We start from the raw sequence: 7,394 nt of genomic DNA on the forward strand, positions 1-7,394 counted from the left end.
TTAAGGCAAATAACTGTAAGGATATTTTTTTCGGGGAACTAAAAACTGTCTGGAGTTACTAAAAGCGTTTAGTAACTTTGGAAACAACTTGTAAACAGTCGATTAGCGATAAGCCAATCCGCCTTAAGATTAAATTTTATTCGTCATAAAACGAAAATACCGCTGCAGATTTCGGTCTGAATAATTGATTTTTCTTCATTACACAAACGTTTGCACTAGCGGATAATCGTCAAAAAATTGACATTCAGGATAATATTTGAATCATAACGGCGCTGTTACAAAGAAACGCTCTAAAAAACTGTCCAATTTTGGCTATTTAGTCGCCCAAATGATCCTTTCCAACCGCAAATCCGCGGAATAAATTCCCGCAGCTTTTTGGAAGGATTTCTTTTCTCCGGGATTCTTTAAAAAACATTGCTGAGGTTGGATGCCGGAAGTGGTCGGGTTGTGGTCGGGAAGAGTGGCATCTTCGAATAGAGTATCGTACATCCCCACCTACACTTGCTCTAAGTTTGCTGTAGGGGTTTGTATCGTAACCCGTACGAGGACTTACAGCAACCTTAACGCAAATAAACGCTATTCCCGCCCAATATCAAACCTCTTTTATAGCACAAAAGCCAACCGAAGTTGGCTTTTGTGAGTTGGTTACCTGGAAAAACCCGGTTATTCTTATGGAAAGAGCCGCTTATTTTTTAATGGAGGTTCCTTCTTCGATTTCTTCAGTCGCTTTTAGCAAAATCTGATCCCCATCCATCAATTCCCCGAATATTTCCAGTTTATCCGGCATCATTCTGCCTTTAGCAACGGGGATGTTTTTGGTCTTCCCGTTTTCAATGCGGATCACATAAACCCCTAGATTGGCATCTACCAGCGCTGTTTTTGGAATAAAGAAACTGGCTGCTCTGGCTTGTAAGGGAATCATCGTTTCTGCGACCATCAATGGTTTTAACTCCTGATTCACATTCATCAGGTCGGCTTCAATCTTTTCCGAACGCAATTTCTCGTCCAATGCACCCGATTTTCTGGAAATCCGGGCCATGTACATTTTCTGAGGAATAGATTTTACTTTAAACCGGATGGTATCCCCGATATTCAGGTAAGGCGTATTCGCTTCCGGCACCGACAAAGACAACCGCAGCTTCTGGTTGTTTTGTACAACCAATAAGGGCAGATCTGCCGCTTTACCCATCGGACCAACATAAGCCCCCAGGTCTACGTTTCTATCGGTTACCGTGCCGCTAAATGGCGCACGGATCACCAAATAGTTGGTCATCGCTTTGAGTTCATTGTAGACTGATTTTGCCGCAGCTACCTGGGCTTCATCGGCCAGTTTCCGGGCGGTGATCTGGTCTAAAGCATCTTTCGCAATGGCCCCTTCGGTTTTATCGGCATCAAACATCCGGTCGTAATTGGATTTAGTAGCGATATAAATCGCTTCCTGTGCTTTCAGTTTTGATTTTGCAGTAGCCAGTTGTGCCTGAATCTCCGGCGCCTCCAGCACCACAAGCACTTGTCCGGCAGTTACTTTTGAGCCTATATCGACCTTAATCTGCTGTACGTAACTGTTTACTTTTGCATATAGTTCGGTCTCCTGATCCGCCAACAACTCCCCTGCCAGCTTTAAAGAAACTTTAGGGTTTGTTTTTAAGAGGGATATTGTCTCAAAACTTTGCATCATCATGGGCATCGGCATTGCCGCAGCTTTATCTGTTACTTTTTCTTCATTACTGCAGGCCGCGAAAGTAAGCGCTAGTCCCGCAAGGATATAGGTGAATCTTTTCATTTTTTTAAGCGTTTTTTTGAACAAAATGGAGGCTGTTTTCATCTTCCGGATCTAAGGAAGGCGAAGTTGTACTTGTTTTTCCCTGTACCCAGGCAAATACCAATGGCAATAAAATCAATACTGAGAAGGTGGAGGCGAATAATCCGCCAATCACGGCACGTCCCAATGGGGAAACCTGATCTCCACCCTCGCCATGGCCGATAGCCATAGGCAACATCCCGGCAATCATCGCCATGGAAGTCATGATAATCGGGCGCATTCTAAGCGAAGCCGCTTTCATTGCCGAGGCAAAAGCATCGCCGTTTTGTAGCCTCAACGTTTCCGCATTGCTGATCAGCAACACCGCATTGGCAATAGATACCCCCACAGACATAATGATGCCCATGTAAGATTGCAGGTTTAGCGTCGATCCCGTGATTTTAAGAAGCACTAAAGCGCCCAGCACCACAAAAGGAACAGTAGTGAGCACCACAAATGAAACTTTGAAGGATTGGAAATTGGCAGTCAGCATTAAGAAAATCACCAATACGGCAACTAATAATCCATTAACCAGACTGTCCATCGTTTCGTCCAGCACCGGCGCCATTCCTGCTACAGAAATGTTCAGTCCTTTAGGAATTTCTCCTAAGGAAGCAATCGCTGCGTTGACATCCTTTTGCGCCTTTCCGAGGTCTTTATTGTGCAGGTTGGCCGTTACTGTGGTATAGGCCATGGTGCCCAGGTTGTAGCTTTCGCCAAGGGTGGTGGTCGGCATAATCGTTGCCACATCGCCCAATACCGGTCGCGATGAGTTTTTTAACAGGGGAATGTTGGCCAGCTCGTCTTTGCTGTTCAGCACGTTTTGAGGCGTTTGCACCTGCACGTCGTAAGCGATTCCCATCATCCCTTCTACCCACATGTTTTTGCTGGTATAACGGGAGGAAGCCGTCGACGCGATCAGTGATTTAGCAATATCCTGTGCATCAATTCCCAATTGTGCCGCACGGACACGGTCGATATTAATCGCCAATGCGGGATAATTTAAGGACTGTGGGATCTGTTGATCTCTCAGGTAATCGATCTCTTTCAATTTCGCCAGCAGCTTATTCGCATACATCACGTTTCTCTTTTTCATCATGCCCGAAAAACGTACTTCAATAGGCGTATTGGTTCCCTGACTCAGGATTTTTTCCGTCAGCTCTATCGGCTCAAAAGAAAGCTGTAGCTCCGGCATTTTATTTTTCAAATGGGCACGGATTTCATCTTTTAACGCGCTGGTATTTCCGGAATAGTCCTTTAATGCCACTTGCATCAAGGCTTCATGCGGACCCGCGTTATACAGGTAAATCGGACTTACCGCAAAAGAGGAAGGATGCTGACCGATAAACACAGAAGAAATCGCAATGTGATCTTTGCCGATCACCGTTTCCAGTTCCCGCAGCACCTGCTTGATTTTCTGTTCTGTTTTCTCAATCCTCGTTCCTTCCGGCGCTTTAATTCTCAATTGAAACTGGCTAGAATTTACGGCAGGTAAAACGTCTGTTCCGGTGATGCTGAACATCAGGTAAATCAGGACGCCAATGGCCAGAAAACTCCCGATAATAACCGGTTTCTTTTTAGGAAGCAGGCTTTCCAGGAAGGCGATAAAGCGCTTTCTGAAACGGTCGAAACGCGTTTCTTTAGCCAGTTCTTCTGCCGAATGTGGCTTCATCATCCAGTTGCACAGGATGGGCACAAAGGTTTGCGACAGTAAAAACGAAACAATCATCGAAAAGCCAATGGCCAGGGCTAATGGCATAAATAAGGCGCCCGGAATACCCGTCATCATAAATGCAGGGGCAAAAACAGCCAAAATACACAGCAGGATCAGCAGTTTTGGGAAGGCGATTTCTTTACAGGCATCCCAAATGGCCTGAGATTTTTGTTTACCCATGGCCAGATGCTGGTGGATATTCTCAATCGTAACCGTACTCTCATCCACCAGAATCCCGATGGCTAAAGCCAGTCCGGATAAGGACATAATGTTGATCGTTTGTCCGAAAAGCTTCAGGAATAATACGCCCGAAATGATAGAAATTGGAATAGTCAGGATCACAATAATCGCGCTGCGCTTATCTCCTAAAAACAACAAGACCATTAAGCCGGTGAGTAAAGCGCCTAACACGCCTTCTACCATTAAACTTTTAACGGCATTAATTACATAAACCGACTGATCGAACTCGTAAGAAATCTTGATGTCGTCCGGTAAATTGTTCTGGATATTAGGGATCGCTTTTTTCAGATTGCTGACCACATCCCAGGTGGAAGCATTGCCGGATTTGGCAATATTGATGTACACGGAACGCTTGCCATTGATCAAGGCATAGCCCGTAGTAATATCTGCACCGTCTTTTACAGTGGCCACATCGCGGATGTAAAGGTTATCGGCTTTTCCTTTGAAAATAGGAATGTTGCCGAAATCTTCGACCGCTTTAATCGTGTTATTTGTTGGCGTCAGGTAATTGATATCGTTGATATACACGTTCCCTGAAGGCGCGGTGATGTTGTTGCGACTGATCGCTTCCACAATCTGATCCGGAGACAACTGGTGACTGCGCAGTTTATTCGGGTCGATATTAATTTCTACCGTCCTCGGACTACCGCCAAAAGGAGGCGCTGTAGTTAATCCGGGAATGGCTATCAGGAAGGGACGCGCGGTAAAGTTGGCGATGTCCTGCAACTGGTTGTTGGTCTTGGTTTCGCTCCGGAAAACGAGCTGTCCGACAGGTTGCGAGGAAGCATCAAAGCGGATAATAAAGGGTGGTGGTGCCCCTGGAGGCAGGAAAACCTGAGACCTGTTAGACAAAGCACTGATTTCTGCAATGGCCTGTCCCATGTCTATCCCCTCATAAAAATTGAGCTTCATCAGGGTTAATCCCTGGGTATTTTTAGTTTCTATACTTTTGATGCCACTGGTAAAAAGCATCATATTGACATACATTTTGGTGAAATATCCTTCCATCTGTTGCGGGGTATACCCGTTAAAAGAATGGGCGATATACACCACAGGAAGGTTCATTTCCGGAAGAATATCGATCTTGATATCCTTAGAGGCTTTGATCCCGAAGAACAAAAGCCCGAGCACCATGACCATAATGGAAATGGGTTTGCGCAAGGCTATACGTAATAAATTCATGGGTTTTTCGGGGTTATGGAATGGCATTTAGTAGAATAGACAGCTCTCCTGCCGCAGCAGATTTTAACAGTAAGGCTTGCCAGATGTTGTTCCTGGCGAGCTCAAAGTCGATCTCCGCACGGTTCAGCGCGTATAGCGATTGGGTTAAATCCACAATGGTGGTTAAGCCGTTGCGATACAAAGTGCTGTTCTGACGGTAAGCATCGGCCGCTGCCTGGATCTGGATTTTGGTCTCTTCAAAGTTGTCTACCGCGTTTTTTAATTTCGCATTGGCAAGTTGTGTCTGTGCGGAAAGCTCCTCATGGAGGAGATGGTACTCGTTTTGAAGGGCTGTAGTCTGATGTTTCTGCTGTTTTACCCTGGCTCCGAAACGGTAAATGTTGGTCAGATTCCAGGACAAAGTGAGTCCGGCGAGGTAATTTCCACGGTCTATCCCTACCCCTTTTTGATAAGATTTTGAGTAAGCGCTATTATCTTGTACATAGTTGGATTCAAAGCCGGAACCCCGCCCCTGTACCACACCGAAAGCAGATAAGGAAGGCATGGTTTGCGAACGCTGGATCTTTTCCGATTGCATACTCCCGGAGACTTTAGTCTTTTGCCATAGCAGCAATGGGTGGTTCATCAGGGTAACCCGCTGACTATCTATTAACTGCGGAGTTTTACCGGTAAAAACAGTGTCTAAAGTGAAGCTTTGGTATTCTTCTCCAAGCAACACGGCCAGTGTTTTAGAATACTCCAGCTCCATATCATAGGCCTTAATTCGCGCAGAATGGGCGTTAGAGACTTCCGCTTTAGCCAGGGAAGCATCTACCCCCGGAATCAGTCCGCTGGCCACACGGCTCACTGTAGTGTGCATAAACACCTGCGCACGCTCCAGATTTTTCTCCTGCACATATTTGATCCGCTGACTGGCGAAGAGGTTAAAATAAGCCGCCCCAACTTTCACCTGATGCTGGAATTTCTCCTGCTCCAGATCCGTTGCCGCCTGCTTTTCTTCTACCCTGGCCAGGTTCACCTGATTTTTGATCCTGCCAAAGGTAAACAGGTTCCAGTTGACGTTGGCGAGGTACAGGGAGCCGAAAGCGGCATTCCAGTTTTGTGTTGCCAGTGGCATCGAGGTTGCCGCAGAACCTAAGCCGCCATAACCGTACATCGGCCCGTTCTGCGCGTTTATCGTGCCAAAACTCTGTTGTGCCAGCACCGTGAAATCGGGTAAATACTGGCTTTTCTGATAATTGGTGTTTTCTTGTGAAGCCTTAACCAATGCTTCTTTTGCTTTAATTTTTTCGTAGTTCTGAATAGAACGTTGTAATGCGTCGGGCAGCTGCAAAGTTTGCGCATACGACATCGTCGATACGCCACATAGCACCGCCAACGCAATGAATCTGATATTCATTGTCTTATAGCTGTAATTAGAAATTAAACCATCATAATGAAGGAGGATATTGTCCTACTCCGGTGTTCAAAATGATGATGGCCTATATCCGATATACACAATGTAAAATGTAGAATGGGGGCCCCTGTAATGGGGTAGAAAAATAAAAAGCATCCGTTTTACCATTGCTTACTTTATCGTCCCAGATCGTGGTAATTGCAGGATGAAGGTATAAAACCGCTTCGCCTGAGAATTTTGAAATGTTGTCCTGCTGCAGGAGTTTTTGCACTTTATCCGCCAGCTTCACCTGCTCCTTTTCATGCTTGCAGCAATTGTCCTTCTTAGTCTGCTGCTTGTTTTTTAAAGCGCAAACCGGACATACCTGATCCTGGTGCTCCTTAGAAAATATCCGGGTTTCCTGTTTTACGCCTTTGCAAATATGTGCACTGGTCGTAAATCCAGTGGATACGATCAGGAACAATAGACAAAGAAACAGGCTTAACAGTTTTTTCATAGGATGGAACAAAGATGGCTTCCAGGTTTTGGATAAGTATTACATGATTACGGGAATCTTTTACATAATTCTGAGGGGAGATTAGTATGTGATACTTCTCCATAAATTATTTAAGAATATCGGGTTTAAAACCAATCCTGATCCTTGGAGGATTGCGTATACTTTACATTACCTCCCTGTTTCAAGGTGCCAGATTGGCTCCTTGAAATAGGGTATTCTTCTGGCCTCAATTCAAACGTAAAATCTTCGGGAAAACGATCCATGTTCCGCTTAACCTGCCTTTTAAGCTGCTTGGTTTCTACAACATAAAGCAAAGCTTGTAAATACGCTATTAAGCCCTTCAAAGCTGACTCCTGCTTTCGACCTGCCCTCGGGATGAGCTCCGGATTACTCAAGCCTCACATGATCCTTAGAACATCGTTGGAAGGTCCTTAGGGTCATCCAGGGATCATCCAACCATCTTCCAACCATTACGCAACCATTGAGAAGATCCGAACGCAATACGGCAACATACCGAAGGCATCCTATAGCAATCATTACTATTAAAGGTATATGGGCTTTGTGT

At 45.3% G+C, this 7,394-nt stretch carries 5 protein-coding genes; all 5 read right to left on the minus strand.

Annotated elements, in window-relative coordinates; genetic code table 11:
• Window positions 1-685: 685 nt before the first annotated feature.
• Window positions 686-1,783: an efflux RND transporter periplasmic adaptor subunit gene (locus tag R2Q66_RS05685; protein WP_316747034.1), complete on the minus strand. Its 1,098-nt coding sequence runs from the start codon at window positions 1,781-1,783 to the stop codon at window positions 686-688.
• A gap of 4 nt (window positions 1,784-1,787) precedes the next feature.
• Window positions 1,788-4,937, minus strand: a complete 3,150-nt coding sequence (locus R2Q66_RS05690; protein WP_316747036.1) for an efflux RND transporter permease subunit — start codon at window positions 4,935-4,937, stop codon at window positions 1,788-1,790.
• Window positions 4,938-4,950: 13 nt separating this feature from the next.
• On the minus strand, window positions 4,951-6,336 hold the full coding sequence (locus tag R2Q66_RS05695; RefSeq protein WP_316747037.1) for a TolC family protein: 1,386 nt from the start codon (window positions 6,334-6,336) through the stop codon (window positions 4,951-4,953).
• Between the two features lie 82 nt (window positions 6,337-6,418).
• Window positions 6,419-6,829 (minus strand): HYC_CC_PP family protein, encoded by a 411-nt coding sequence (locus R2Q66_RS05700; RefSeq protein ID WP_316747038.1) that lies wholly within the window; start codon window positions 6,827-6,829, stop codon window positions 6,419-6,421.
• A gap of 125 nt (window positions 6,830-6,954) precedes the next feature.
• A complete protein-coding gene (locus R2Q66_RS05705; protein WP_316747039.1) occupies window positions 6,955-7,224 on the minus strand; it encodes an ORF6N domain-containing protein in 270 nt (89 codons plus the stop codon).
• Between the last annotated feature and the right edge of the window lie 170 nt (window positions 7,225-7,394).

It is taken from the genome of Pedobacter gandavensis (assembly GCF_032677645.1).
Classification (GTDB): Bacteria; Bacteroidota; Bacteroidia; order Sphingobacteriales; family Sphingobacteriaceae; genus Pedobacter; species Pedobacter gandavensis_A.